We start from the raw sequence: 25914 nt of genomic DNA on the forward strand, positions 1-25914 counted from the left end.
GGCCGTAACTCGGCGGGCATCCCGGTGGATGCCCATCAGGTCAGGGCAGTCGGTGGGCGGGCGCGACGGCGCGCGCGAGGAGGGCCGACGGTCAGTCGGCGACGAGCTCCACTTCGAACCCCTCGGCGTTCTCGAGGTACGCGGCGTAGTGCTCGGGGCCGCCCGCGAACGGGTGGCGGTCGGCGAACAGCAGCGACCAGCCGTGGCTGGCCGCGCGCCGGACCAGGAGGTCGACGTCGGCGCGCGAGCCGGCGCGGAACGCGAGGTGGTTCACCCCGGGACGACGGCGGTCGTGGCCGCCGGCGGCGACGTCCGGTCCGCTCTCCAGGACCACGTAGAACTCCTCGGAACCGAAGCTCGCGCCGTTCTTCCACGACTCCCTGCGGGGGAACCCGAGCCGCTCGAGGAGCCAGCCCAGGCTGGCGTCCGCCGCAGGAAGATCCTTCGTCCACACCTCGACATGGTGCAGCCGGCCCACGCGGCGGGGCGCTTCCTGCGCGGGAGCCTCGCGTGCGGTCACGGGAGCACTCGGCGACGCGGTCGACGGCGCCGCAGCGGCGGCGCGGGGCTTCCAGTCGACGCCCGCCATGCCGGCGTCCATCGCCTCGTTGGACAGCCGGTCGGCGTCCTTGTTCCGCTCGCGCGGGATCCACTCGTAGGTCACACGGCGCGGATCGAGGACCTTCCGCGCCCTGGCCGCCAGGACGCGCATGTCGGCGTGCTTGATCTGCCACCGCCCGGACATCTGCTCGACGACGAGCTTGGAGTCCATCTTCACGTGCACGGCGGCCTGCGGGTTGATCTCGCGGGCGAGCTCGAGCCCGGACACGAGTCCGGAGTACTCGGCGACGTTGTTGGAGGCCTTGCCGATGTAGGCGGCCTTCTCCACGAGGATGCGGCCCGTGTCGGGATCGCGCACGAGGGCGCCGTAGCCGGCGTGCCCCGGGTTGCCGCGTGATCCGCCGTCAGCCTCGACGACCAGCCGTGCGGGCAGGTCCTGCTGCGCGCGGTCCTGGTCCTCGTCCTGGTCCTGGGCATAGGGGTCGAACAACTGCTGATCCGTCACGGCTGCTGGTTTCCCCAGTCGCTCGAGCGGACGAGGATGCAGCCGGAGTCGGGGCAGAGGACGACGTCGTCGGGCGCGGCGGCTGAGATGTCGGCGAGGTCGCCGGGGCTCAGCTGCATGCCCGATCCCTCGGACTTCCCGTGGAAGAGGCGTGCCGCGCCCACACTGCGACGGGCGAGGATCCGGTCGTAGATGGTCAGGAGCGGCGCGTCGAAGGTGGCGGCGAGCTCGTCCCGCTGCGCCTGCACCTGCGCGCGCTGCGCATCGATGGCGGCCAGCTCGGCGTCCCGGGCGTCCTCGAGGGCCTTGAGTTCCGCGCGGACGCCGTTCGTGCGCCCCTGCACCTCGGCCTGCGCGGCCCGTGCCGTGTCCACCCGCTCCATGACGTCGAGTTCGACGTCCTCGAGGTCCGACCGCCGCTTCGTGAGGGTCGCGACCTCGTGCTGCAGGGCGGTCAGGTCCTTCGAGGTCCCGGTTCCGCTGTTGAGCCGCTTCTCGTCGCGTTCGAGGCGGTTGACGACGGACTGGACCTCGTCCTCCGCGCGGGTCAGTTCGCGCTGCAGGTCCCCGAGTTCCGTGGTCGCGCGGACGAGTTCGCCGTCCACGTCCGCCACCCGGCCGGCGACGATCCCGATCTCGGGATTGCTGCGCGCGGCGGCGGCCTGGCGGGAGAGCTTGTTGAGGGTCGAATCGAGGGCCTGCAGGTCGAGCAGGCGGAGTTGTTCCTCGGGTGCAGCCTTGGCCACGATAAACCTCCAGGATGGGACGGATGGGGCACGACGAGCCGGCGTGGGCGTCGTCCCAGCCTAGGCCACGACGCCCGGGGCGGCGGTCAGTGACCGGGCGTGAGGACGAAGTCCCAGGGGTCGGTGTTGACCCCGCTCACCCGGATGTCCGTGGTGAAGCCCTGATCGGTGAGGACGGTGGCGAGGGCCTCGGCGGCGGGCGTCAGCCACAGCCACTCGCTGCCGAAGTGCGAGACGTCGATCAGGTACGGCGCGGCACCGGCCGCTGCCTCCCTGACCTCGGACGCCGGGTGGTGCCGCAGGTCCGCGGTCACATAGACGTCGGCCCGGCTCGACCGGACGCTGTCGAAGAGGGAATCGCCGGCACCGCCGCAGACGGCGATCCTGCGCACCGGTGCGTCCTTGTCGCCGGCGACGCGCACGCCGCCCGCGACGGCGGGGAGGATGGAGAACACCACTTCCGCGAAGTCGCCGAGCGTCATCGGCGCCCCGAGGTCCCCGACCCGCCCGATGCCCTCCTCGGGCAGTCCGGCCGCCGCCCGGGCGAGCGGCTGCACGTCCTGCAGGCCGAGGGCGTCCGCCAGGACGTCGGACACTCCCCCGACCGCGCTGTCCCCGTTGGTGTGGACCGTGACCAGGGCGCAGCCTGCCTCGATGAGCCGATGGACGGCCTCCCCCTTGAAGCTCGACGCGGCGACGGAGGAGACGGGCTTGAGGAGCAGGGGGTGGTGGGACACGATCATCGTCGCGCCCCAGTCGAGCGCCTCGTCGAGGACGGCCGCGGTGGGGTCCACGGTGAACAGGATCCTGTCCGCCCGTTTCCCGGACCGGCCGGCCACCAGCCCCACCTTGTCCCAGTCCTCGGCGAGGCTCTCGGGCCACAGCTCCTCGATGGCGAGGAGCACGTCGCCGACGGTCGGAGCCGTCGTCGTCTCACGGCCGGCCGTGACGTCGTCGTGCTCGTTGTGGTCCATGACACCAGTAATACCCGCCGCCGACGGGCCCGCCAAGTCCGCGCCGTCCACCGACGGCGGAACGGGCGCGGGAATCATCGGCGCGTGGCGCGCATTGACACAGTCATGAAGACTTTTGTGCTTGGAGGGGGCTGCTTCTGGTGCCTCGATGCCGTCTACCAGAAGACCCGTGGCGTGACGGAGGTCGTCTCCGGCTACACCGGTGGTCACACGAGGAACCCGGACTACGACAGCGTCTGCTCCGGGATCACCGGGCACGCCGAGGTGGTGGCGGTGACCTTCGACGAGGAGGTCGTCCCCGAGGACGTCATCCTGGACATGTTCTTCGTGTCCCACGACCCCACCACGCTGAACCGGCAGGGCTACGACGTCGGCACCCAGTACCGCAGCGTGATGTACCACCAGGACACGGAGCAGAAGGAACTCTTCGAGGACGCGATCCGCCGCAACCAGGAGAACTGGAAAAATCCCATCGTCACGGAGGTCAGCCGGCTCCCCCGCTTCCACGTCGCCGAGGACTGGCACCAGGACTTCTACGCCAAGCATCCCGAGCAGGGCTACTGCCAGGTCATCATCAACCCGAAGCTCGCGAAGGCGCGGAAGTATTACGCCCAGTGGCTGGCCGCGTAGGAGCGCCGGCGCCCGGCCGTTAGGCTGACCGCCGTCGCCCCGGGGCGGGCCCGCGCCCCACCCACGACGACTCCCCGCACCCCCGACCCCCGAAAAGGCAGGCTCCCCATGGCAAAGATCTACGACGACGTCACCCAACTGGTCGGGCGTACCCCCCTCGTCCGCCTCAACCGGCTGACCGAGGGGCTCGAGGCGCAGGTCGCCGTCAAGCTCGAGTTCTACAACCCGGCCAACAGCGTCAAGGACCGCATCGGCGTCGCCATCATCGACGCCGCCGAGAAGGCCGGCGCCCTGCGGCCCGGCGGCACGATCGTGGAGGGCACCTCCGGCAACACCGGGATCGCCCTGGCGATGGTGGGCGCGGCCCGCGGGTACAAGGTGGTGCTGACCATGCCGGAGACCATGTCCACCGAGCGGCGCGTCATGCTCCGGGCCTACGGCGCCGAGATCGTCCTCACCCCCGGCTCCGAGGGCATGCGGGGCGCCGTGGACCGCGCCAAGGAGATCGTCGCGACGACCGAGAACGCCATCTGGGCGCAGCAGTTCGCGAATGCGGCGAACCCCGAGATCCACCGCACCACCACCGCGGAGGAGATCTGGGAGGACACCGACGGCGAGGTGGACATCTTCGTGGCCGGCGTCGGTACCGGCGGGACGATCACCGGCGTGGGCCAGGTCCTCAAGGAACGCAAGCCCGGCGTGCAGATCGTCGTCGTCGAGCCCGCCGACTCCCCCATCCTCAACGGCGGCGCTCCCGGCCCGCACAAGATCCAGGGCCTCGGCGCCAACTTCGTCCCGGAGAACCTCGACCGCGAGATCTACGACGAAGTGATGGACGCCACGGTGGAGGACTCGGTGCGGGTGGCCCGCGCGCTCGGCACCCAGGAGGGCATCCTCGGCGGCATCTCGTCGGGGGCCATCGTCTGGGCGGCGCTCGAACTCGCGAAGCGCCCCGAGAACGCCGGTAAACTCATCGTGGCCGTGGTGTGCGATTTCGGCGAGCGCTACATCTCCACGATCCTCTTCGACGACATCCGCGGCTGATCCCGCCGCGACGTCCGTCCCCGACCATTCCACGAGAAGGTACCCGGTGAGTTTTCTAGAACGACTGCGTGAGGACCTCGAGACCGCGCGCACCCACGATCCGGCTGCGCGTGGCCCGTTCGAGACCACGGTGGTGTACTCGGGGCTGCACGCCATCTGGGTGCACCGCCTGACCCACCGGATGTGGCGCGACGAGAGGCTGCGGTTCCCCGCCCGCGCGCTGGCCCAGCTGGCGCGTGCCCTCACCGGCGTGGAGATCCACCCCGCCGCCACCATCGGCCGCCGGTTCTTCATCGACCACGGGATGGGGGTCGTGATCGGGAGCACCGCGGAGATCGGCGACGACGTCATGCTGTACCAGGGCGTCACGCTGGGCGGACGCTCGCTGGAGAGGGTCAAACGCCATCCCACCATCGGGGACCGCGTGACGATCGGCGCGGGCGCCAAGGTGCTCGGGCCCATCACCATCGGTGCCGGCAGCGCGGTCGGCGCGAACGCCGTCGTGGTCAAGGACACGCCCCCGGACTCGATCATCACCGGGATCCCGGCGACGTTCCGCCACCGGGACTCGCGCCGGGAGACACAGCCGGCCGTCGACCCCGCGGAGTACGTGGACCCGGCGATCTACATCTGACGCCGACCCTTCATACGACGGAAGCCCCGGACCGAGGTCCGGGGCTTCCGTCGTGGTGCGGGGTGCAGGCCGGTCAGTGGGTGTCGACGGCCTCGATCTCGGACTTGTCCTCGCCCCACATGGTGTGGAAGGTGCCCTCGCCGTCCACCCGGTTGTAGGTGTGAGCGCCGAAGAGGTCGCGCAGGCCCTGCGTCAGGGCGGCCGGCAGGCGCGGGCGGCGCAGGCCGTCGTAGTAGGCCAGCGACGCCGAGAACACCGGCACGGGGATGCCCAGCTGGACGGCGGTGGCGACCACGCGGCGCCAGGCCGGCACGGCGCCGGCGATCGATTCGGCGAACGCGGGGGCCAGCAGCAGGTTGGCCGGGCGGTCGCCGCCGGCGTACGCCTTCATGATGTCGTCGAGCAGCTCGGCGCGGATGATGCAGCCGGCCCGCCACAGGGACGCGATCTCGTCGAGCCTGAGGTCCCAGCCGTACTCCTTGGCCGCGGCCGTCAGCATGTCGATGCCCTGCGCGTAGCTCACGAGCTTCGAGGCGTACAGCGCGAGCCGGACGTCCTCCACGAAGGTCTCGGGCAGCTCCACGGTGCCCTCATGGCCCTGCAGGATGTCCTGGGCCAGCACGCGCTGCTCCGTCTGGGAGGACAGGGCGCGTGCGAAGACGGACTCGGCGATGCCCGACGTCGGGCTGCCCAGCGCCAGTGCGGACACGACGGTCCACCGCCCGGTCCCCTTCTGCCCGGCGGCATCCACGACGACGTCGACGAACGGCTTCCCGGTCCGCGCATCCGTATGGCCGAGCACCTCGGCGGTGATCTCGATGAGGAACGAGGACAGCGTCCCGGTGTTCCAGTCGGTGAAGATCTTCGCCTGGTCGGCCGGCTCGATGCCGGCGCCGGAGCGCAGGAGGTCGAAGGCCTCCCCGATGACCTGCATGTCCGCGTACTCGATGCCGTTGTGCACCATCTTCACGAAGTGGCCGGCACCGTCCGTGCCGATCCACCGGCAGCAGGGCTCCCCGTTGTACTTGGCGGAGATCTTCTCGAGCATGGGACCCAGCGAGTCGTAGGCCTCGCGGGATCCGCCGGGCATGATGGACGGGCCGAGGAGCGCGCCTTCCTCGCCGCCGGACACGCCGACGCCGACGAAGTGCAGGTCGTGCGCGGACAGGGCCGCTTCACGGCGCCGCGTGTCCTCGTAGTGGGAGTTGCCGCCGTCGATCACGATGTCGCCGGGCTCCAGCAGGGGCACCAGCTGGTCGATCACGGAGTCCACCGGCCTGCCGGCCTTCACCATGATGAGCACCCGGCGGGGCTTCTCCAGCGCGTCGACGAGTTCCTGCATGGTCTCCGTGCGGATGAACTCGCCGTCCCCGCCATGCTTCTCCAGCAGGGCGTCCGTCTTCTCGTTGGATCTGTTGTGCACGGCCACGGTGTAGCCGTTGCGGGCCAGGTTGCGGGCGAGGTTGGCTCCCATGACTGCCAGGCCTGTGACGCCGATCTGTGCGCTCAATGTGTTCTCCGTTGTTGGTCACCTGCATGCAACGCGCTGCATGTGCCGGAGCTCCGGGCGCGTTCCCGCGCGGTGCCTCCGGTCGCTTTCACACTATTACCGCCACGCGGCGCGCCGCCACACCCGCGGACGCCGGCACCCTTATGTGTCGCCCGGTCGGCGGTTCCCGCCTGCCGTCCACAACGCACCCGACTGGGACGCTGGTGCCATCCGTGAAAGAATGATAGGGATGTCCGACGTTACCGTTACCCCCACTGCCCTTGCCCCTGCCTCCTCGCGCCCCCAGGTGCGACCCGAGGTGGAGGGCGCCGCGCCGATCGTATCCAGCGACGGCAGGCCGCTGCTGCAGTTCAAATCCCCCCGGGTCAGCCAGCCGCCGGTGCACCTGGCGGACCTGACCCTGCCGGAACGGCAGGAGCGGCTGAAGGAACTGGGACACCAGGGCTTCCGCGCCAAGCAGCTGTCCACGCATTACTTCTCGCACTACACCACCGACCCCGCGGCGATGAGCGACCTGCCGAAGGCCGGGCGCGAGGAACTGGTCACGGCTATGTTCCCGCCGCTGCTCACCGAGGTGAAGCGACTCACCACGGACAACGGCGACACCATCAAGTTCCTCTGGCGCCTCTTCGACGGTGCCCTCGTGGAATCGGTGCTGATGCGCTACCCGGGCCGGGTGACGCTCTGCGTGTCCTCGCAGGCCGGCTGCGGCATGAACTGCCCGTTCTGTGCGACCGGCCAGGCGGGCCTGACGCGCAACATGTCGACGGCGGAGATCGTCGACCAGGTGGTCGCCGCGAACCGTGCCCTCGCCGAGGGAGCCCTCGGTGACCTGCGCACGGACGGCGGGCACGACGCCGACCGCGTCACCAACATCGTCTTCATGGGCATGGGTGAGCCGCTGGCCAACTACAAGCGCGTCATGGGTGCCCTCCACCGCTTCGTGGACGACTCCCCCGAGGGCCTCGGCATGTCCGCACGCAACATCACGGTGTCCACCGTGGGCCTGGTGCCTGCCATCAACAAGCTCGCCGCGGAGTCGCTGCCAGTCACCTTCGCGCTGTCCCTCCACGCGCCCGACGACGAGCTCCGCGACGAGTTGATCCCGGTCAACACGCGCTGGAAGGTCGACGAGGCGCTCGACGCTGCCTACAACTACTACCGGGTCACCGGGCGCCGTGTCAGCATCGAGTACGCGCTCATCAAGGACATGAACGACCACCCGTGGCGTGCGGACCTGCTGGCGAAGAAGCTCAACCAGCGCGGGCGCGGCTGGGTGCACGTCAATCCGATCCCGCTCAACCCCACGCCGGGATCCATCTGGACGGCCTCCGAGAAGAGCGTGTCCACCGAATTCATCAACCGGCTGCGCGATGCCGGGATCCCGACCACACTGCGCGACACCCGCGGCAAGGAGATCGACGGCGCGTGCGGCCAGCTCGCCGCCGAGGAGTAGGCGCGCCCGGATTGGCGTCGACGATCCGCGAGCCGGTATAGTCGACCCTCGTGATGCCGCCCGGACCGGGCCCGGTGTCACGGGACGAGGGTCTTTAGCTCAGCTGGTAGAGCGCCACGTTTACACCGTGGATGTCATCGGTTCGATCCCGGTAGGACCCACCGAGAGACGGAAGGAGCCCCGCACCTGCGGGGCTCCTTCTGCGTTCCCGTCCACGACTGCGGTCAGTGTGCGGCCGCTCGTGCGTGGGCCTGGCATTCCGCGCAGAAGAGGGTTTCGCAGACCTCTCCGCAACACTGGCACCGGTGCTCTGTATAGCTCATGCATCGACAGTAATAGCTCGGCCCGTGCGCCACCCGGGGGGCCGCTACTCGACCTGTCCACCGAACAAACAGGTAGTCCGGTGCGCTTCCGTCCCAGCGCCCGGTCAGCGGTCCTTCAGAACGGCGATCAGCCTTCCGGCCAGGACGACGAGCACCAGGGACGCGCCGACCACGAAGAGCAGGGCGAGCCACAGTGCCGGCCCGCCGTCGTCGTCGACGCCGAGTCCCAGCCTGCGGGCGGCGATACAGAGCGCCAGCATGCTCGCGCCCACAACGAGGATCGCCGTCCTCCGATTCCACTGCCACTGTCCACGCACGCCGTCCACTCTAGCGCCCGCCCCCTCGCGCGTTCCTAGCCCCGCGCTTCCGCGACGCCCACCGGCACGCCGTCGGAGAAGGTCACCACGTAGTCCTGGCCCATGATCTCGACGACGCACTGCAGCGCCCCGGTGATCCGGCAGTCGTCGCCGGCGCCCGGCGTCGGTGGTTCCTCGAAGATCGGCTGCAGGAGTTCGGGCGCGATGCCGGGAGGCGTGGGCTCGAAGAAGGGCCTGGACCCGGGGCGCTGGCAGGTGGAGGGATCGGCAGGATCCGTCCACCAGGCGCCCTCCTCCGTGATCGGGCACTGCGGGGAGGGCTCCCCGGGGAGGAGCTCCGCTGCCGGATCGGCGGCCCGCCCGCCCGCGGGCGGAGGCGGAACCGGACCCGGCGCCGTCGTCGACGCCGGGTCGGCCGCACCCGCCGGGGACCCGCTTGCAGCGGAGGGATCGTCCGACGGTGCCAGGAGGAGTGGGGCGGACGTCGGCGGGGCGATCGCAGCGCTGGGGACGGCTACGGCCTCGTCCGCGGCCGTCCGGCCCTGCGTATCGAGTACCTGCGTATCGAGCACCAGGGGTGCTGCGACGAGCACCGCCGCGGATCCGAAAGCTACCAGAAGAGACCGTGTTGTGTGCTGCATTGTTCCACCCTGCTCGAGAGACCTGATGGGACGACGCTACGGGCGCGCGGACGTCGCCGACACCGAAGTCACTACTCGGACGGAAAGTTGACTACGTGCACGCCACGGTGTTCACTACCTGCACGCTACGGTGCAGTGCCTACGGCAGCGCCAGGTCCGGGAGCCGGCCGGCCAGGTAGGTGAGGGCCTCGGAGACGCCCACCTCGATCTTGAGCGAGGCGAACTCGTCGCCGCGCGTCCATCCGCGGTTGATGATCACCACGGGCTTGCCCCCCTTCACCGCGTGGCGGACGAAGCGCAGTCCACTCATCACGGTCAGTGAGGACCCGGCGACCAGCAGCGCGGCGGCGTCGTCGACCATGGCGTACGCGTCGGCCACCCGGGCCTTGGGCACGTTCTCGCCGAAGTACACGAAGTCGGGCTTGAGCATGCCTTCGCACACCGGGCACGGGGCCATCACGAAGTCGCCGGTGTCGTCCACGTCGGCGTCGGCATCGGGGGCGATGTCCCCGGCGTCGGACTGCCGCTCGAGATAGCCGGGATTCAGCGCCTCGAGGATCTCCGCGATCCGGGACCGCGGGAAGGACGAGGCGCACTGCAGGCACACCACGCGGTCGAACGTCCCGTGCAGGTCGATGACGTTGACGCTTCCGGCCGACGAATGGAGCCGGTCGACGTTCTGCGTGATGAGGCCGGACAGCAGGCCCCGCTGCTCCAGCCGTGCGACGGCGGTGTGCCCCGCGTTGGGGTCCGCCCGGCGGAGGTGCCGCCACCCCAGGTGGTTCCGCGCCCAGTAGCGGCGGCGCAGGGCCTCGTCGCCGACGAACTGCTGGTAGGTCATCGGATTGCGCGGCACGGACTGCGGACCGCGGTAGTCCGGGATGCCGGAGTCGGTACTCAGCCCGGCGCCGGTCAGCACGGCCAGCCGCAGCCCGCCGAGCAGGGCGACGGCCCCGTCGAGGAGCTCACGGTCGGCCGGCTCCAGGACCGGGAGGACGGGCGCCGGAGGCTCACGGACGAAGCCGGTCAGCCCGAGACCCGGGTTGGACTCCGGTCCGGGCAGGTCGTCACGCATCCGCATGCCGCCGCCCGGAACGGTCACAGGGCCGCTTCGACCGAGCTCAGCGCGTGGGCGTAGTCGGCGATCGGTCGGCCCTGCCCGTGGGCCGAGGACACGACGGCGCGGACCACGCCCGCGCCGTCGAGCACGTAGCTGATGCGCTCGGCATAGCCCTGCTCCTCGTCGAACGCACCGTAGGCGCGCGTGATCGCGCCGTGCGGCCAGAAGTCGGCCAGGAGGTCGAAGGAGATGTCGTTCGCGTCGGCGAAGGCACGCAGCGTGTACTTGTGGTCCACGGAGACCGCCACGAGCGTGACGCCGGCGGCGTCGAACATCTCCAGATTGTCACGGAGCTGACCGAGTTCGTCGGTGCAGACGCGGGAGAACGCGAAGGGGAAGAAGACGACCACGGAGCCGCCGACCAGGGACTCCCGGGTCACCGTCTCGCCGAACTGGTTCGCCAGGGCGAACCCGGGTGCCACCGACCCGACGTCGAGGGGCACGTCCTACTGCTTCCGGCGGTTGACGAGCCGGGTGGCGGCCCATTCCTTGGACACCCCGGCGGAGGACGTGGAGTGCAGTCCTGCCGTCGGCGCGGCTTCCTGGATATCGGCGGGCGGCACGTATCCGGGCCGGCCCGACTTCGGCGTGAGGAGCCAGACGACCCCGTTCCCGCCGAGGGAGGTCAGGGCGTCCACGAGGGCGTCCACGAGGTCGCCGTCACCGGTCCGCCACCAGAGAAGAACGCCGTCGACGACGTCCTGGTCGTCCTCCGTGAGCAGTTCGGACCCGATGCCGTCCTCGAGGTTTTCGCGGAAGTCGAAGTCGACGTCGTCGTCGTACCCGAGTTCCTGAACGAGGTCCCCCTGCTTGAAACCCAACTTGCCTGCCACGTCGACCGCGGTGGCGGCTTCAGCCTCGCTCACTTGTCTCCTCCTGGAAAGACGGGACTGTCGCCCGACGGATCCTGCTATAGATGTGCATGCCTACCAGCCAACACCTTTATGCGCCAAGCATCAAGCCAGCGGACGGATTTCGGGTACGGCGTCGACGCGTACGGCCGGATCTCCGGCGGGGACGCCCCCGCACACGCCCTCGGCGTAATCTGCCCTGCGGCCCGCCTCCCGCTACGCATCGGGCGCACGGCGACGATAGAGTGAAGCACCATATGGCCTGGGTGCATACGCCGGGCATACATCTCTGCGCGGGCCAACGAGCCGTGCGCAGGCATTAAGCGACACAGACATAATCTGTGGAAGTGGAGAGACATCACGTGGCTGCAGAACAAGGTACGGCGGATATTCTGAGCGGTCTGACCGTCGGCAAGCCCGACGGGGATCCCGAGGAGACTGCCGAGTGGATCGAATCCCTCGACGAGCTGATCCGCGTCCAGGGCACCGAACGCGCGCAGTACATCATGCGTTCGCTCCTCCAGCGGGCCGGCGCCCAGTCCGTGGGCGTGCCGATGGTCACGACGACCGACTACGTCAACACCATCCCGGCGGACCAGGAAGCGGAGTTCCCGGGCGACGAGGAGATCGAGCGCAAGTACCGCGCCTGGCTGCGCTGGAACGCGGCCGTCATGGTGCACCGGGCGCAGCGCCCGGAGATCGGCGTCGGCGGTCACATCTCGACGTACGCCGGTGCGGCGACCCTGTACGAGGTCGGCTTCAACCACTTCTTCAGGGGCAAGGACCACCCGGGCGGCGGCGACCAGATCTTCTTCCAGGGACACGCCTCCCCCGGCATGTATGCGCGCGCCTACCTCGAGGGACGCATCACCGAGGAGGACCTCGACGGGTTCCGCCAGGAGAAGTCGAAGGAGGGCCATGCCCTCTCCTCCTACCCGCACCCCCGCCTGATGCCGCACTTCTGGGAATTCCCGACCGTGTCGATGGGCATCGGCCCCATGAACGCCATCTACCAGGCGCAGTCGAACCGCTACCTGCACAACCGCGGCCTCAAGGACACCTCCGAGCAGCAGGTCTGGGCGTTCCTCGGCGACGGCGAGATGGACGAGCCCGAATCGCGCGGCCTGCTCCAGCTCGCCGCGAACGAGAACCTGGACAACCTCAACTTCGTGATCAACTGCAACCTGCAGCGCCTGGACGGGCCGGTGCGCGGCAACGGCAAGATCATGCAGGAGCTCGAGGCCTTCTTCCGCGGCGCGGGCTGGAACGTCATCAAGGTGGTCTGGGGCCGTGAGTGGGACTCGCTGCTCGCCAAGGACCACGGCGGCGCCCTGGTCGACATCATGAACCAGACGCCCGACGGCGACTACCAGACCTACAAGGCCGAGTCCGGCGGCTTCGTCCGTGACCATTTCTTCGGCAAGTCGCCCGAGACGAAGGCCATGGTCGAGGACCTCACCGACGCCGAGATCTGGAACCTCAAGCGTGGCGGCCACGACTACCGCAAGGTGTACGCGGCGTACAAGGCCGCCACCGAGTTCAAGGGCAAGCCGACGGTCATCCTGGCGAAGACGGTCAAGGGCTACGGCCTGGGCCCGCACTTCGAGGGCCGCAACGCGACCCACCAGATGAAGAAGCTCACCAACGCCGACCTGAAGGCGTTCCGCGACCACCTGCGGATCCCCGTCACCGACGAGCAGATCGACGACGACCTCTACAACGCGCCGTACTACCACCCGGGCGCCGACGCCCCCGAGATCAAGTACATGCTCGAGCGCCGGCGTGAGCTCGGCGGCTTCGTCCCCGAGCGCCGGACCAAGCACACCGACGTGGTGCTGCCCGGCGACAAGGCGTACGAGACGGCCAAGAAGGGCTCCGGGAAGCAGATGGCCGCCACCACCATGGCGTTCGTGCGCATCCTGAAGGACCTCATGCGCGACAAGGAGTTCGGCAAGCGCATCACGCCGATCATCCCCGACGAGGCCCGCACCTTCGGCATGGACTCGTTCTTCCCGACGGCCAAGATCTACAACCCCAAGGGCCAGAACTACCTGTCCGTGGACCGCGACCTCGTCCTCGCCTACAAGGAGTCCGTGGAGGGCCAGATCCTCCACGCGGGCATCAACGAGGCGGGGTCCATGGCAGCCTTCACGGCCGCCGGCACCGCCTACGCCACCCAGGGTGAGCCGCTGATCCCGATCTACGTCTTCTACTCGATGTTCGGCTTCCAGCGCACGGGCGACTCCATCTGGGCCGCCGCGGACCAGATGGCGCGGGGCTTCATCATCGGAGCCACCGCCGGACGCACCACACTGACCGGTGAGGGCCTGCAGCACGCGGACGGCCACTCCCCGATCCTCGCCTCGACGAACCCCGCCGTGATCACCTACGACCCGGCGTTCGGCTACGAGATCGGGCACATCGTCCGCGACGGCCTCCACCGGATGTACGGGGACATCGGCGACAAGCCGGAATCCTTCCGGAACGTCATGTACTACATCACGGTGTACAACGAGCCGTTCCAGCAGCCCGCCGAGCCGGAGGAACTGGACGTCGAGGGCCTGCTCAAGGGCATCTACCTCCTGAAGCCCGCGAAGGTCGACGGACCGAGGACCCAGCTCCTCGCCTCCGGCGTCGCCGTCCCGTGGGCCCTCGAGGCGCAGAAGATCCTCGCCGACGAGTGGGGCGTCTCGGCCGACGTCTGGTCCGTGACCTCCTGGAACGAACTGCGCCGCGACGGTCTCGACGCGGAGGAGGAGGCCTTCCTCAACCCCGGCGCCGATGCACGCAAGCCGTTCGTCACCCAGCAGCTCGAGGGGGCCACCGGGCCGATCGTCGCAGTCTCCGACTTCATGAAGGCCGTCCCCGACCAGATCCGCCAGTTCCTGCCGAACGAGTTCGCGACCCTCGGAGCCGATGGCTTCGGCTTCTCGGACACCCGCGCGGCGGCACGCCGGTACTTCAAGATCGACAGCCACTCCGTCGTCGTCCGGGCGCTCGAGATGCTCGCCCGCCGCGGCGAGGTCGACGCCAACGCGCCGAAGGAGGCGATCGAGAGGTACCGCCTGCTCGACGTGAACGCCGGAACCACGGGCAACACGGGCGGCGAGGCCTAGGCCCGGCGTCCCCTGAGGGGGCGACGGCGGGAGCAGATCACTCTGCTTCCGCCGTCGCCCTCTTTTTTGTAGCCTTCTCACAAATGGAGGGCGGCCTGCCGGAGACCGTATGCTCGGAGGATGCCGCAGCCCCACGACGTCCCCGCCAGCGTCCCGAGCCCCGGTGGGGCGACGAACGCGGGCAGCGCTCCCCCGGATCCGGCGACCGTCGAGAAGCTGCGCGCCACCATCGGCTCGCTGTCCACCGCGACCCTCCGGCAGCTCGACGCCGACCTGCCGTGGTACCGCGGACTGCGGCCGGACGAGCGCTCCGCGCTCGGACTGGTGGCGCAGAAGGGCATCGCGTCCTTCGTCAACTGGTACCAGAAGCCCGTCTCCCCGGCCTGGGTCCTCAGCGACGTCTTCGGCACGGCCCCCACGGAGCTCACCCGCTCCATCAGCCTCCAGAAGGCCCTGCAGCTCATCCGCGTGGTGGTGCAGGTCGTCGAGGACCACGTGCCCTTCCTGGCGCCCGCCGCCGACCAGGGGCCCCTGCGGGAAGCCGTGCTCCGCTACTCGCGCGAGGTCGCCTTCGCCGCGGCCGATGTCTACGCCCGCGCCGCCGAGACCCGCGGGTCCTGGGACACGCGGCTCGAAGCGCTCGTGGTGGACGCGATCCTGCGCGGCGAGAGCTCGGACGCGCTCCGCTCCCGGATCGCCGCCGTCGGCTGGAAGTCCCAGGCCCGCATCACCGTCATGGTCGGCAGCGCCCCGCAGGAGCCCAACGCCGGCTTCCTCAACGAGCTCCGCCGCGTCACCGGACGCCTGGCCGAGGACGTCCTCGTGGGCATCCAGGGAGAGCGGCTCATCCTCGTGCTGGGCGGCGTCCGTGACGCGGACAAGGCGTACCCGAGGATCAGCGAGCTCTTCGGCGACGGCGCCGTCGTCTTCGGGCCCGAGGCGGAATCGCTCGTCGCCGCCAGCAGCTCGGCCCAGGCGGCCTTCGCGGGGCTGACGGCCGCCCGTGCCTGGCCGGGAGCGCCCCGGCCGGTCTCCTCCGAGGACCTGTGGCCCGAGCGCGTGATGTCCGGCGACGACACCGCGCGTCGTGCCCTGATCAGGATGATCTACCGCCCGCTCCTGGCGGCCTCGAACGGGCTGGAGCAGACCCTCTCGGCCTACCTGAGCCTCGGCCACTCGCTGGAGGCCACCGCGCGGTCCCTCTTCGTGCACGCGAACACCGTCCGGTACCGCCTCCGCCGCGTCTGCGACGTGACCGGCTGGGATCCCCTCGTGCCCCGCGAGGCGTACGTCCTCCAGACGGCGCTCGTCGTCGGCCGCCTCGCGCCCCCGCAGACCACCCCCGGCCCCGGCGGTGCGGCGCCCGGTACGGGGCGGGGAGCACGCGCGACACCCGCCGACCAGGGCGCGACAACGGCTGCCGCACGCCCCGTCTCCTTGTAGACTTCCCACAAAGACGCTCAGGGAGCTTGGTTCAGCCGAACACCCGATATTGCCCCACCGATTTGGAAAGCTGGAAGAGTGCTTGCAATCGCCTGCCCCGGACAGGGCTCACAGACACCGGGCTTCCTGAGCCCCTGGCTCGAGCTCCCGGGAGTCCGGGACCACCTGGACCAGCTCAGTGAGCGGGCCGGCACGGACCTCGTCCGCCACGGCACCGTCTCCGACGAGGAGACCATCAAGGACACCGCCGTCGCCCAGCCGCTGATCGTCGCGGCCGGCCTCGTGACCGCGCGCCTGGTCCTCCAGGACCACCCCCTCACCGCGGCCACCGTCGTCGCAGGTCACTCCGTGGGTGAACTGACCGCCTCGGCCGTCGCGGGCGCTCTCAGCGAGGACGACGCCGTCGCCTTCGTCCGTGTCCGGGCCAACGCCATGGCCGAAGCCGCGGCCGCCCTGCCCACGGGCATGAGCGCCGTCCTGGGCGGCGATCCGGACGAGGTCGCCGCGGTGCTCGCGGAGCTCGGGCTCACCGCCGCGAACGCCAACGGCGGCGGGCAGGTCGTCGCCGCCGGCACCCTCGAGCAGCTGGCCGCCCTCGCCGACGCTCCCCCGGCCAAGGCCCGCGTCATCCCCCTGAAGGTCGCCGGGGCCTTCCACACCAGCCACATGGCCCCGGCCGTGACGGCCCTGGAAGCACTGCGCCCGAGCCTGTCGCCGACGGACCCGCTCGCCACCCTCGTGTCCAACTATGACGGCCGGCCGGTCGCCGCGGGAGAGGCCAACCTCGACAGCCTGATCGCGCAGGTCTCGCGCCCGGTCCGCTGGGACCTCTGCATGGAATCCCTGCAGGAGATGGGCGTCACCGGGATGATCGAACTCTCCCCCGCAGGCACGCTGACCGGTCTGGCCAGGCGCGGAATGCGCGGTACGGCGGCACTCGCAGTAAAGTCGCCAGAGGACCTTGACGCCGCCCGCAGCTTCCTCACGGAGCACTCGCGGACCGCGGATCTCGATCCGTCCCTTACCTCCGAAGGACCTCAGTGAGCATCACCGCCCTCAAGCAAGCACCCCTCCGCGAACACACCCGCATCCTCGGCGTCGGCTCCTACCGGCCGGAGGTCATCGTGACCAACGAGGACGTGTGCCAGTGGATCGACTCCTCCGACGAGTGGATCCGGCAGCGGACCGGCATCGTCACCCGGCACCGCGCGCCCCGCGACGTCAGCGTCATCGACATGGCGGAAGCCGCCGCCCGGGAAGCGTTGGAAGCCGCGGGGATCGAGGCGTCCCAGCTCGGAGCCGTCCTCGTCTCGACGGTGACCCATCCCTACGCCACGCCGTCGGCCGCAGCCCAGCTGACCGACCGCCTGGGGGCGACGCCGGCACCTGCGTTCGACATCTCCGCAGCCTGCGCCGGCTACTGCTACGGCATCGCCCAGGGTGACGCGCTGGTCCACGCAGGCACCGCCGAGTACGTCCTCGTGGTGGGCGTCGAGAAGCTCTCGGACTTCATCGACAACGCCGACCGCACCATCTCGTTCCTCCTCGGCGACGGCGCCGGTGCCGTGGTGATCGGCCCCGCCGATTCGGCGGGCATCGGACCCTCCGTGTGGGGATCGGACGGCAGCAAGCACGAGGCCATCCGGATGAACCGGTCCCTCATCGATGTGCGCGACTACGCCCTCGGCGCCGTCGCCACCGACACGGAGCGTGAGGCCGACGTCGACGCCGGCCGCCAGAGCCTCTGGCCCACCATGGTCCAGGACGGACCCACGGTGTTCCGCTGGGCCGTCTGGGAGATGGCCAAGGTCGCCCAGAAAGCCCTCGACGCGGCCGGAGTGACCGCGGACGACCTCGCAGTGTTCCTCCCCCATCAGGCCAACATCCGTATCATCGATGAGATGGTGAAGCAGCTGAAGCTCCCCGAGCATGTCTACGTGGCACGGGACATCGTGGACGCGGGCAACACCTCGGCGGCCTCGATCCCCCTCGCCATGCACCGCACCCTCAAGGAACAGCCGTCGCTGAGCGGGAAGCTCGCCCTGCAGATCGGTTTCGGCGCGGGCCTCGTGTTCGGCGCGCAGGTTGTGGTTCTTCCCTAGTTTTCAAGCCCAGACCGCGAGAGTGCGGTCTGACCATCCCCGCCGGTGCACCGGCAAGAACAGAAAAGGAGCCACCATGGCTAGCAACGAAGAAATCCTGACCGGCCTGGCCGAGATCGTCAACGAAGAGACCGGTCTCGCGCCGGAGTCCGTGGAAATGGACAAGTCCTTCACGGACGACCTCGACATCGACTCCATCTCGATGATGACCATCGTCGTCAACGCCGAAGAGAAGTTCGGCGTGCGCATCCCCGACGAGGAAGTCAAGAACCTGAAGACCGTCGGCGACGCCGTCAACTTCATCTCGGGCGCACAGGCCTAGTTCCTGCGGTTCCGAGCGCTGCGGCCGCTCCCGGCGACCCCGCCGTGAGCGGCCGTACTCGTAATCCCCCCGCCCCGGTCGTGCCGGCGCACCTCCCAGCTTCGAAAGAGTGACCATGCCACGCAAAGTCGTCATCACCGGACTCGGTGCCACCACCCCTATCGGCGGGGACGTCCCGACCATGTGGGCCAATTCCCTCAAGGGTGTCTCGGGCGCACGGACCATCGAAGCCGACTGGGTGGAGAAGTACGAGCTGCCGGTCACCTTCGCCGCGCAGATCACGACCCCGGCCTCCGAGGTCCTCTCCCGGGTCGAGGCCAAACGGATGGACCCCTCCACGCAGTTCGCCGTCGTCGCCTCCCGCGAGGCCTGGCGGGATTCCGGGATCGAGGACATCGACAAGGACCGCCTGGCCGTGGCCTTCGCCACCGGCATCGGCGGCGTGTGGACGCTGCTCGATGCGTGGGACACGCTGCGCGAGAAGGGGCCCCGGCGGGTCCTGCCCATGACCGTGCCCATGCTGATGCCCAATGGTCCCGCCGCGGCCGTCAGCCTCGACCTCGGCGCCCGCGCCGGCGCGCACACCCCGGTGTCCGCGTGCGCCTCGGGTACCGAGGCCCTGCACCTGGGCCTCGACCTGATCCGGTCCGGCAAGGCCGACGTCGTCATGTGCGGCGGCGCCGAAGCCGCGATCCACCCCATGCCGATCGCCGCGTTCGCCGCCATGCAGGCACTGTCCCGGCGGAACGACGAGCCGGAGCTGGCATCGCGTCCCTACGACACGGCCCGCAACGGCTTCGTCATGGGCGAGGGCGCCGGCGCCCTCGTCATCGAGGCCGAGGAACACGCCCTGGCCCGCGGTGCCCGCATCTACGCCGAGCTCGCCGGCACCTCCGTGACCGCGGACGCCTATCACATCACAGCCCCCGACCCCGAGGGCCTGGGCGCGACCCGCGCCCTCAAGGCCGCCCTGTTCGACGCCCGTGCCCAGCCCGAGGACGTGGTCCACGTCAACGCGCACGCCACGTCGACGCCGGTCGGCGACAAGCCGGAGTACACCGCCCTGAAGGCCGCCCTGGGCAGCCACGTGCACGAGGTGGCGGTCTCGGCGACGAAGTCGCAGACCGGCCACCTCCTCGGAGCATCGGGCGCCGTGGAAGCCGTCATGACGGTCCTCGCCATCCACGAGCGCAAGGCCCCCCTGACGATCAACCTCGACAACCAGGATCCCGAGATCCCCCTCGACGTCGTCACCACCCCGCGCGATCTGCCCGCCGGCGACATCGTCGCGCTGAGCAACTCCTTCGGGTTCGGCGGCCACAACGCCGTCATCGTGCTCCGGAACGTCTGAGCCTGTAACAGCGAGAAAGGCGCCACCCGCACGGGGTGGCGCCTTTCTCGTCGGTCGCGGCGTGTCCGGGCGGTCAGCCCACCTGATGCAGCCAGCGCACAGGGGCTCCCTCGGCGGCGTGTCGGAAGGGCTCGAGTTCCTCGTCCCAGGACTCCCCGAGCGCGAGGGACAGCTCGTGGTAGACGGCTGCGGGATCACCGGCTCCCGCCTCGTAGGCGTAGCGGATGCGGTCCTCGGTCACCATGATGTTGCCGTGGACGTCCGTCGTGGCGTGGAAGATGCCGAGCTCGGGCGTGTGCGACCACCGGCCGCCGTCAGCACCGGCGCTCTGCTCCTCGGTGACCTCGTACCGCAGGTGGGCCCAGCCACGGAGCGCGGAGGCGAGTTGCGCACCCGATCCCTGGGGGCCGACCCACGAGAGTTCGGCACGCAGCATTCCGGGCGCGGCAGGCTGCGCCGTCCACTCCATGTCGAGGCGCTTGTCCAGCACCGAGCCGATCGCCCACTCGACATGAGGGCACAACGCAGTAGGGGCTGAGTGCACGTACAAGACACCGCGCGCCATCACAACAGACATTCCATCCTCCATAGCTGTAGGTACGTCTTCCCCAACGACCTGCAACGGATGATGACAGTGCGATGAACCTGGCAGAGCTTTCCGAGACCCTCCCGCGATACCACGCGGGATCCGCCTGACTCCTGCTCATTGTGCACGAGAGGCGTGAATTTCGCCACTTCGCCGGCGGTGCGCCCATCCCTTGGACGCAGTACACCGGAGCAGGGGCCCGGGAGGTGTGTCCCTCAGGCCCGGGGGTGCGCCTGCTCGTAGCTGCGGCGGAGCCGGTCGACGGACACATGCGTGTACAGCTGCGTGGTGGCCAGGCTGGAGTGCCCGAGGATCTCCTGGACCGCGCGGAGGTCGGCGCCGCCGTCGAGCAGATGGGTCGCAGCGCTGTGGCGCAGGGCGTGCGGGCCGCGCGCGGAGGTGTCCCCGAGCGCGTCGAGGGTCGTCCGGACCTGGGTGCGCACCGCACGCTGGTCGATGCGCCCGCCGCGCCGGCCCAGGAAGAGGGCGGGACCGCTCTTCCCGGTCACCCACCGCGGCCGGCCGCGCCGGAGCCAGTCGTCGACGGCGTGCGCGGCCGGGACGCCGTAGGGGACGGTGCGCTCCTTCGCCCCCTTGCCGAGCACCACGAGGGTACGCCGCTCGGTGTCGAGGTCGTCGAGGTCGAGACCCACCAGCTCCCCGACGCGGACGCCCGTCCCGTACAGCAGCTCGAGCATCGCCCGCAGCTGCAGCTCGTGCGGGTCGCCCTGCCCGGTCCGCTCGGCCGCGCTCGTGAACATCGCGGCGGCCTGCGGCTGGCTGAGGACGGCGGGCAGGGTGCTGCTGCGCTTGGGAGCGCGGAGGCGGAGGGCCGGGTTGGCGGGGACGAGCTCCTCGCGGACCGCCCAGTCCATGAACGTGCGGACGGAGGCGGACCGCCGGGCGATGGTCGACCGGGACAGCCCCGCCGCGTCGAGCGCCCCGAGCCACGCGCGGAAATGGCGCAGTTCCAGCTGCGTCAGCGCGGTGACGCCCGATTCCCCCGCGTGCAGCAGGAAGAGCTCCACGTCCTTCAGGTAGGCGCGGACCGTGTGCTCCGAGCGGTTGCGCTCCCGCGTCAGGTAGTCGCCGAACCCGTCGAGGCCCGCGCGGAGCTCGCCCGCCATTCCCGTACTGCTCTCTGCCATGAAATCCTCCGCTCCCCAGTATCCACGGCGTCCTCCGTCCCGCGTGCCCTCCAGCCCGGCGGGCGCCTTCACGGGTCGCGCGGTGGTCCCGGATCGGCGCGGCACGCGGGATCGGCGGTCACCCGGATCGGCGCGGTTCCCGGGATCGGCGCGGTACCCGGTATCGGCGCGGCACGCGGGACCGAGGCGACCCGACCGTCGCGGCACAGCCCGACTCACCGGTGGGCGCCCGGCACGGACACGGGTCCGGACGGCGCTCGGTGGGCCAGCTCCAGCTCCAGCAGTGCGGTCTTGGTCTCCGTCCCCGCCGCATACCCGACCACGGCACCGGTGCTGCCGACCACGCGGTGGCCCGGCACGATGACCGACACCGGGTTGCTGCGCACCGCCGCCCCGATCGCGCGGCCCATCCGGGGGTTGCCGAGCCGGGTGGCGATGTCGCGGTAGCTGCGGGTCTGCCCGTAGGGGATCGCGCTCAGTGCAGCCCAGACCTGCTGCTGGAAGGCCGTGCCCTGGAGCTCGATGGGCAGGTGGAAGGTGTGCCGTGACCCGGCGAAGTACTCCCCGAGCTCCCGGTCCGCCTGGAGGAGCAGTTCGACGCCGCGGGAGGGCGGGCCCGGGGCCCGGGCTTCGGGGGTGGGCGGGGCACCCCGCGCGCGGAGGGCGTCCTCCTCGAGGCGGCGCCCGAGGCTCGCCCGGTCCGGAGCCGGTGAATGCTCCCCGTGGTACAGGCCGACGATCGCTTCGGTGCCGGCGACGATCAGCAGGGGTCCCACCGGTGATGGGACCTCGTGATGCCACCGGTCGGTCGTCGGGTCGATGGGCTGGGTATCGGTCATGGGGTCCTCCTGGGTGGCGGGGTGTGGACGGCAGGGCCGGGTGGGGCCGCGGCGGCACCCACTGGTGGGCCGGCCGTGCGCTGGGTGTCAGGCTCTGCGGCGGCACCACCCGCCGCCGGCCCTGACAGCGAGTCCTGCCAGCTCGAGGCGGGCGAGCCCGCTGATGACCTCCCGCGTGGACAGGCCCGCGACGACGGACAGCTTGTCCACCGTCGTGGGAGCGCGAACGGGGAGGCCGTCCAGCAGGAGGAGGTCCGGGATGGTGAGGCCGTCGTGGTCCAGGACGGGAGCGGCGTCGGCCCGCGCCCGGTCGCCGAGCGGCTCGGTGCCGAAAGGCCCTGCGAGCTCGACGACGTCGGCGGCGTCCGTGACGCACACCGCCGTGCCGTCCCGCAGGAGGCGGTGGCACCCCGCGGAATTCGCTGAGTGCACGGAGCCGGGCACCGCTCCGACGGACCGGCCGAGCCCGGCGGCATGATGCGCCGTATTGAGTGCCCCCGAGCGCCAGCGCGCCTCGACCACCACCGTGACCGCGCTGAGGGCGGCGATGAGCCGGTTGCGCTGAAGGAACCGCCAGCGCGTCGGGGAACTGCCGGGCGGGACTTCGGAGATGAGCACCCCCTCGTCGGCGATCGCCCGCAGCAGGTCCTCGTTCCCGGCCGGGTAGTACCGGTCGATGCCGCACGCGAGGATGGCGAGGGTGGAGGCGTGGTCGCCGCCCCCTGTCGTGGCGAGCGCGGCCCGGTGCGCCTGCGCGTCGATGCCGTAGGCGCCGCCGGAGACCACCGTGAAGCCGCGCGTGCCGAGTCCGGCGGCCAGATCGGAGGTGACGGAGGACCCGTAGGTGGTGCTGTCCCGCGAACCGACCAGGGCGGCGAGACGCGCCGACGGCGGGATCTCGTGCCGGCCCCGCACCCAGAGGCACAGCGGTGCCGCCTGCTGCAGGTCGTCCAGCGCCGTCGGCCAGTCACCGGACTCCGGGATGACGAGACGTCCCCCGAGCCGGTCCAGGCCCGCCAGATCCCTCTCGGGCGCGAGGTCGCGCAGGCGCGGCGCCCATCGCGCCAGCCCGTCCTCCAGAGGACGGCGGCTGCCGTCCGGGAGGTCGAGTGCTTCGCTCAGCCGGCGGTTGACGTCGGTGCCCACCCCGATCTCCCGGCGGGCGATGCGTAGGGCGTCCACGGGACCGACGACCGACACCAGGGCCAGGCCCACGGCGTCGGAGGGTTCGAACAGCCGTGACAGCGCGGCCCTGGACCGGCGGAGATCCTGCTGCCTCCCGCTCACGCGGCACGCTCCTGCAGGCGGAAACCGAGGGCGGTGACGACGTCGTCGGCGTCCGGGCGGGAGCGCCCGGCGAGGTCCGCGATGGTCCACGCGACGCGCAGGACCCTGTCCCATCCGCGCGCGCTGACGAGGTTGCGGTCGAGCGCCCGGTCCAGGAAGGCGGTGACGGCCCGCGGAAGTGCCAGCTCACCCCGGAGGATGCGCCCCTGCACCTCCGCGTTGGTGGCGTAGTCCCAGTGGTGGAGGCGTTCCCGCTGCGCCGCACGCGCCGCGGCGACCCTGCCGGCGACGGCGGCGGACGTCTCGGGAGACCGCACGTCCGCGTAGTCGGCAAGGCTCACCCGCTGGACGGCCAGCTGCAGGTCCACGCGATCCAGCAGCGGCCCGGAGAGGCGGTTGAAGTACCTCCGGCGCTGCTGCGCGGTGCACAGGCAGTCGATCCCCTTGCCGTTCGCGAGACCGCAGGGGCAGGGGTTCAGGGCCAGGACGAGCTGGAAGCGGGCCGGGTAGGACGCCGTGCCGGAGGCCCGGTGCAGGACCAGCATGCCGCTCTCGAGCGGCTCGCGCAGCGCCTCGAGGACGCGCCTCTCGTACTCCGGCGCCTCGTCGAGGAACAGGATGCCCCGGTGCGCCCGGGATGCGGCCCCCGGTCTCGGGATGCCGCTGCCGCCCCCGATGATGGAGGCGGGCGTCGCCGTGTGGTGCGGGCTCTCGAAGGGCGGCTTCCGCACCAGCTCGGTGCAGAGCCGCTCGCCGGAGAGGCTGTGGATCGCCGTCACCTCCATCGCGTGGTCGTCGTCGAGATCCGGGAGGATGCCCGGCAGCCGCTCCGCGAGCATCGTCTTGCCGGCACCTGGCGGCCCGACCATGAGGAGGTGGTGGGCTCCCGCGGCCGCGATCTCCAGCGCGAACCGTGCCTCGTGCTGGCCCGCGATGTCGGAGAGGTCGTGGGCGGGCCCGGACCGGACCGTCGGCGGGATCGGTGCGCTGCGGACGACGGGCTGGGGCAGCGCGACCTGGGCGGCGTCGGCTCCGAAGGCCAGCGCCACCTCGGCGAGCGTGCGGTAGGAGCCGACGTCGGCGGCCGGGACGAGAGCCGCCTCCGGTGCGTTCTCCTCCGCGACGATGATGCGGTGGTGCCCGGCCTCCACGGCAGCCATCACGGCGGGCAGCACCCCGCGGACCGGCCGGAGCTGCCCGTCCAGACCCAGTTCGGCGATGAAGACCGTGGACCCGACGCCGCGGACGTCCCCCGCCGCGGCCAGCGCCGACATGACGATCGCGAGGTCGAAGGAGGACCCGCGCTTCGGCAGGGACGCGGGGATGAGGTTGACCGTGATCTTCCGTCGGCTGAGGGGTACGCCGGCGTTGCGGGCCGCCGCCCTGATGCGGTCCTTGGCCTCGTTGAGCGAGGCATCCGGCAGGCCGAGCAGCACGAACGCGGGCAGGGTCTGCCCGATATCCGCCTCGACCTCGACGACATGCCCGTTCAGGCCGACCAGGGACACCGCGTAGGTGCGTCCGAGCGCCATCAGATCACGGCCCGCACGTGTTCGATGCGCGGGGCGCCCGTGCCGTCGTCGAGGACACCGACGGCGTCGATGCGGAATCCGCTGAACCGCAGGTTGTGTGCGCGGGCCCACTGCGAGGCGAGCAGGTAGAGCCTCTCGAGCTTGCCGGCCGTGATGGCCTCCAGGGGCTGCCCGAAATCATCCGAGCTGCGCGTCTTGACCTCCACGATCACCAGGGTGGACCCGTCCACCGCCACGAGGTCGATCTCCCCTGCCGGGCACCGCCAGTTCCGATCGACGATCGTCAGGCCGGCCCGCTCCAGGAAGAGCGCGGCGATCGCCTCCCCCCGACGCCCCAATTGATCCTTCGCCAACATGGCTACCACCTCCGCACCCAGCCTCGGCCCTGCAGGACGGCCCGGAGCGGCGGCAGTCGCCTATGTGGACAACCGGGGGCGACAACCGCGACCGCTGTCCCCGTCGACCGATCCGGCACTGGTGGACGGACCGGCATCGGCCTAGCGTGGAGGTGCAGCGGCAGCCGGCCGGCCGCCGCGCCCACGACGGATGGAGGACACCGTGTCAGAGCAGAGTGACGTCATGCCCGGTGGGACCGAAGCGGATCTCCAGGAGCAGCTCACGGAGGCCCGGGCCGCCGGATCGGGCACCACGGCCGTGGCCGCCAGCGGCACGGGCGGCTCGGAGGCCGATCGGCAGGAACAGGGCACGCCCCTCGATGCCGGCACCGCCGGGGGCGGCGTGGGGATCGCCGGCGAAGGGACGGGAGGCTCGGAGGCCGACCGCCTGGAGCAGGCCGCTGACGTGCCGCTCGACGCCGAGGACGCCTTCCCGCACGGAGGCGGGGACGACGACGGGCCCTGACGCCGTCAGGACCCG

Annotated in this window: 26 protein-coding genes and 1 tRNA gene; 12 read left to right on the forward strand and 15 right to left on the reverse strand. The window is 70.7% G+C overall.

Annotation, left to right across the window (positions count from 1 at the left end):
* Positions 1-91: 91 nt before the first annotated feature.
* From MWM45_RS09960 to MWM45_RS09970, 3 genes are all read right to left on the reverse strand, one after another.
* Positions 92-1066 carry a reverse transcriptase-like protein gene (locus MWM45_RS09960; RefSeq protein ID WP_336296660.1) on the reverse strand — a complete coding sequence of 325 codons (975 nt, stop codon included), beginning with the start codon at positions 1064-1066 and terminating at the stop codon, positions 92-94.
* Positions 1063-1812 carry a zinc ribbon domain-containing protein gene (locus MWM45_RS09965; RefSeq protein WP_247826313.1) on the reverse strand — a complete coding sequence of 250 codons (750 nt, stop codon included), beginning with the start codon at positions 1810-1812 and terminating at the stop codon, positions 1063-1065. The genes MWM45_RS09960 and MWM45_RS09965 overlap by 4 nt, the downstream gene beginning before the upstream one ends.
* 86 nt (positions 1813-1898) lie before the next feature.
* Entirely contained in the window at positions 1899-2786 is an 888-nt protein-coding gene (locus MWM45_RS09970; RefSeq protein ID WP_247826314.1) for a Nif3-like dinuclear metal center hexameric protein, read from the reverse strand.
* 105 nt (positions 2787-2891) lie between these two features.
* Here MWM45_RS09970 and msrA point away from each other — a divergent pair, with 105 nt between their 5' ends.
* From msrA to epsC, 3 genes are all read left to right on the forward strand, one after another.
* The gene (msrA, locus tag MWM45_RS09975) at positions 2892-3416 is read left to right on the forward strand and encodes a peptide-methionine (S)-S-oxide reductase MsrA (protein ID WP_247826315.1); all 525 of its coding nucleotides are present in this window, start codon (positions 2892-2894) and stop codon (positions 3414-3416) included.
* A gap of 108 nt (positions 3417-3524) precedes the next feature.
* Complete coding sequence (gene cysK, locus MWM45_RS09980; protein ID WP_043445716.1) at positions 3525-4460, forward strand: cysteine synthase A; 936 nt, start codon at positions 3525-3527, stop codon at positions 4458-4460.
* A 46-nt stretch (positions 4461-4506) separates the two neighbouring features.
* Entirely contained in the window at positions 4507-5094 is a 588-nt protein-coding gene (gene epsC / locus MWM45_RS09985; protein WP_043445719.1) for a serine O-acetyltransferase EpsC, read from the forward strand.
* A gap of 73 nt (positions 5095-5167) precedes the next feature.
* Here the strand turns inward: epsC and gndA are convergent, their stop codons facing one another.
* Complete coding sequence (gndA, locus tag MWM45_RS09990; protein WP_247826316.1) at positions 5168-6604, reverse strand: NADP-dependent phosphogluconate dehydrogenase; 1437 nt, start codon at positions 6602-6604, stop codon at positions 5168-5170.
* 229 nt (positions 6605-6833) lie between these two features.
* Between gndA and rlmN the strand changes: the two genes are divergently transcribed.
* Both rlmN and MWM45_RS10000 read left to right on the forward strand, forming a co-directional pair.
* A complete protein-coding gene (gene rlmN / locus MWM45_RS09995) occupies positions 6834-8060 on the forward strand; it encodes a dual-specificity RNA methyltransferase RlmN (RefSeq protein ID WP_247826317.1) in 1227 nt (408 codons plus the stop codon).
* Between the two features lie 88 nt (positions 8061-8148).
* Positions 8149-8221: transfer RNA gene (locus MWM45_RS10000), tRNA-Val, on the forward strand.
* 266 nt (positions 8222-8487) lie between these two features.
* On the opposite strand, the gene MWM45_RS10005 is transcribed toward MWM45_RS10000, so the two are convergent.
* The 5 genes from MWM45_RS10005 to MWM45_RS10025 form a co-directional block, all read right to left on the reverse strand.
* Positions 8488-8700, reverse strand: coding sequence for a hypothetical protein (locus MWM45_RS10005; RefSeq protein ID WP_156135170.1), 213 nt, complete (start codon positions 8698-8700; stop codon positions 8488-8490).
* A gap of 35 nt (positions 8701-8735) precedes the next feature.
* Entirely contained in the window at positions 8736-9341 is a 606-nt protein-coding gene (locus MWM45_RS10010) for a hypothetical protein (RefSeq protein ID WP_247826318.1), read from the reverse strand.
* A 139-nt stretch (positions 9342-9480) separates the two neighbouring features.
* On the reverse strand, positions 9481-10416 hold the full coding sequence (locus tag MWM45_RS10015) for an NAD-dependent protein deacetylase (protein ID WP_247829200.1): 936 nt from the start codon (positions 10414-10416) through the stop codon (positions 9481-9483).
* Positions 10417-10439: 23 nt separating this feature from the next.
* Positions 10440-10904, reverse strand: coding sequence for a redoxin domain-containing protein (locus MWM45_RS10020; protein ID WP_247826319.1), 465 nt, complete (start codon positions 10902-10904; stop codon positions 10440-10442).
* A gap of 3 nt (positions 10905-10907) precedes the next feature.
* Positions 10908-11327, reverse strand: coding sequence for a DUF3052 domain-containing protein (locus tag MWM45_RS10025; protein ID WP_043445737.1), 420 nt, complete (start codon positions 11325-11327; stop codon positions 10908-10910).
* A gap of 347 nt (positions 11328-11674) precedes the next feature.
* Here MWM45_RS10025 and aceE point away from each other — a divergent pair, with 347 nt between their 5' ends.
* The 6 genes from aceE (at position 11675) to fabF (ending at position 19646) form a co-directional block, all read left to right on the forward strand.
* Positions 11675-14428, forward strand: coding sequence for a pyruvate dehydrogenase (acetyl-transferring), homodimeric type (gene aceE / locus MWM45_RS10030; RefSeq protein WP_247826320.1), 2754 nt, complete (start codon positions 11675-11677; stop codon positions 14426-14428).
* 120 nt (positions 14429-14548) lie between these two features.
* The gene (locus MWM45_RS10035) at positions 14549-15871 is read left to right on the forward strand and encodes a PucR family transcriptional regulator (RefSeq protein ID WP_247826321.1); all 1323 of its coding nucleotides are present in this window, start codon (positions 14549-14551) and stop codon (positions 15869-15871) included.
* A 78-nt stretch (positions 15872-15949) separates the two neighbouring features.
* Positions 15950-16915, forward strand: coding sequence for an ACP S-malonyltransferase (locus MWM45_RS10040; RefSeq protein WP_247826322.1), 966 nt, complete (start codon positions 15950-15952; stop codon positions 16913-16915).
* Entirely contained in the window at positions 16912-17973 is a 1062-nt protein-coding gene (locus MWM45_RS10045; protein ID WP_247826323.1) for a beta-ketoacyl-ACP synthase III, read from the forward strand. Before MWM45_RS10040 ends, MWM45_RS10045 begins: the two co-directional genes overlap by 4 nt.
* A gap of 76 nt (positions 17974-18049) precedes the next feature.
* Positions 18050-18295, forward strand: coding sequence for an acyl carrier protein (locus tag MWM45_RS10050; protein ID WP_043445747.1), 246 nt, complete (start codon positions 18050-18052; stop codon positions 18293-18295).
* A 115-nt stretch (positions 18296-18410) separates the two neighbouring features.
* A complete protein-coding gene (gene fabF / locus MWM45_RS10055; protein WP_247826324.1) occupies positions 18411-19646 on the forward strand; it encodes a beta-ketoacyl-ACP synthase II in 1236 nt (411 codons plus the stop codon).
* A gap of 73 nt (positions 19647-19719) precedes the next feature.
* On the opposite strand, the gene MWM45_RS10060 is transcribed toward fabF, so the two are convergent.
* From MWM45_RS10060 to MWM45_RS10085, 6 genes are all read right to left on the reverse strand, one after another.
* Positions 19720-20223, reverse strand: a complete 504-nt coding sequence (locus tag MWM45_RS10060) for a DUF3145 domain-containing protein (protein WP_043445754.1) — start codon at positions 20221-20223, stop codon at positions 19720-19722.
* Positions 20224-20447: 224 nt separating this feature from the next.
* Positions 20448-21380 carry a tyrosine recombinase XerC gene (locus MWM45_RS10065; protein ID WP_247826325.1) on the reverse strand — a complete coding sequence of 311 codons (933 nt, stop codon included), beginning with the start codon at positions 21378-21380 and terminating at the stop codon, positions 20448-20450.
* Positions 21381-21595: 215 nt separating this feature from the next.
* Positions 21596-22219 (reverse strand): methylated-DNA--[protein]-cysteine S-methyltransferase, encoded by a 624-nt coding sequence (locus tag MWM45_RS10070; RefSeq protein ID WP_247826326.1) that lies wholly within the window; start codon positions 22217-22219, stop codon positions 21596-21598.
* 87 nt (positions 22220-22306) lie between these two features.
* A complete protein-coding gene (gene dprA / locus MWM45_RS10075; RefSeq protein ID WP_247826327.1) occupies positions 22307-23506 on the reverse strand; it encodes a DNA-processing protein DprA in 1200 nt (399 codons plus the stop codon).
* Complete coding sequence (locus MWM45_RS10080) at positions 23503-25038, reverse strand: YifB family Mg chelatase-like AAA ATPase (protein WP_247826328.1); 1536 nt, start codon at positions 25036-25038, stop codon at positions 23503-23505. Before MWM45_RS10080 ends, dprA begins: the two co-directional genes overlap by 4 nt.
* Positions 25038-25403, reverse strand: a complete 366-nt coding sequence (locus MWM45_RS10085; protein WP_247826329.1) for a YraN family protein — start codon at positions 25401-25403, stop codon at positions 25038-25040. The genes MWM45_RS10080 and MWM45_RS10085 overlap by 1 nt, the downstream gene beginning before the upstream one ends.
* A 193-nt stretch (positions 25404-25596) precedes the next feature.
* On the opposite strand from MWM45_RS10085, the gene MWM45_RS10090 reads away from it, so the two are divergent.
* Positions 25597-25899: a hypothetical protein gene (locus tag MWM45_RS10090; protein ID WP_247826330.1), complete on the forward strand. Its 303-nt coding sequence runs from the start codon at positions 25597-25599 to the stop codon at positions 25897-25899.
* The last annotated feature ends 15 nt before the right edge of the window (positions 25900-25914 follow it).

Origin of the sequence: Arthrobacter antioxidans, from assembly GCF_023100725.1 — a bacterium.
Classification (GTDB): domain Bacteria; phylum Actinomycetota; class Actinomycetes; order Actinomycetales; family Micrococcaceae; genus Arthrobacter_D; species Arthrobacter_D antioxidans.